The sequence below is a fragment of the Flavobacterium xinjiangense genome (assembly GCF_900142885.1).
Lineage (GTDB): Bacteria > Bacteroidota > Bacteroidia > Flavobacteriales > Flavobacteriaceae > Flavobacterium > Flavobacterium xinjiangense.
The window spans coordinates 536740-538065 of record NZ_FRCL01000001.1 but is presented as its reverse complement, the minus strand read 5'-3'; the positions used below and the strand labels follow the sequence as shown (position 1 = coordinate 538065).

General features: G+C 44.8%; 1 pseudogene. It reads left to right on the top strand.

The window, feature by feature from the left end:
- Positions 1 to 1326 (top strand): annotated as a pseudogene (locus BUC23_RS17425) (hypothetical protein); the annotation flags it as partial.

Below are 1326 nucleotides of genomic sequence, written 5' to 3'. Positions count from 1 at the left end.
GGAGCGAACTATACGACTGCCCAAACGGGAACGACAATCACCAATAACGGATGTACGGCTAACCAAGTGTTGAACTTGACGGTAACGGCAAAACCGGCAACCCCAACAATTTCAAATGTAACCCACGCTACATGCGTAACTGTAAATGGTAGTTTTACAATTTCAAATTATAATGCAACTTATACCTATATTATAAATCCATCAGCTGGAGTAAACGTGTCGGGAAGTATAGTAACAGCTCCGGAAGGAACTTATACCGTAATATCATCAACGGGATTATGTAGTTCTTTGCCATCGAATGATGTTGTGTTAAGTCCTGCAATTTGTGCCAATGCAGATGAAATAGCCGTAGGAAATGGAACCAAAGGAATGACCAATGCAGGAAACGTATTGGGAGCAAATCCAACTAATGCCGATCTATTGAACGGAACAGCAGTACTGATTGGAAACGTAAACCTAACGGTAACCACGGCAGCTACACCAAAAACAGTAGGCGCACCGGTACCAAGTATTGATGTTGCTACAGGAATAGTAAGCGTACCGACAAACACCCCGGCGGGAACTTATTCGATAGTATACCAAATCTGTGAGAAGTTGAACCCAAGCAATTGCAGTTCGGCTACGGCTACAGTAGCAGTAGGTGCAGCCGCTGTGAATCCAGTGACAGAAACAGGAACCGCTCCATCGACAGGGGGAACTGTTTTTGGGAACATCGCCAGTAACGATACCGTAAACGGAGTTCCGGCAACACTGGGGACAACCGGAAATGCTACGGTTTCGGAATCAGGAACATGGCCAACAGGAATAGCATTGGATTCATCAACAGGAGCAGTAACTGTTTCGGCAGGAACGGCAGTTGGAGTTTACAATGTAGCTTATGAATTGTGCGATAAATTAACGCCACAAAGTTGTGCTACGGTTTCGGATGCAATCACGGTAACAGCGACTGTGAATCCAGTAACAGAAACAGGAATCGCTCCATCGGCAGGAGGAACTGTTTTTACAAACATTGTATCGAATGATAAAGTTAACGGAGTTCCGGCAACATTAGGAACAACAGGAAATGCTGCGGTTTCAGAATCAGGAACATGGCCAACAGGAATCACATTGGATCCATTAACAGGGACAGTGACTGTTGCGGCAGGAACGGCAGTTGGAACTTATAATGTAACATATGAATTATGCGATAAATTAACGCCACAAAGTTGTGCTACGGTTTCGAATGCCATCGCGGTAACAGCGGCTGTGAATCCAGTAACAGAAACAGCAAGCGCTCCATCAACAGGAGGAACCGTATTTGTAAACATTACATCGAACGATACTACA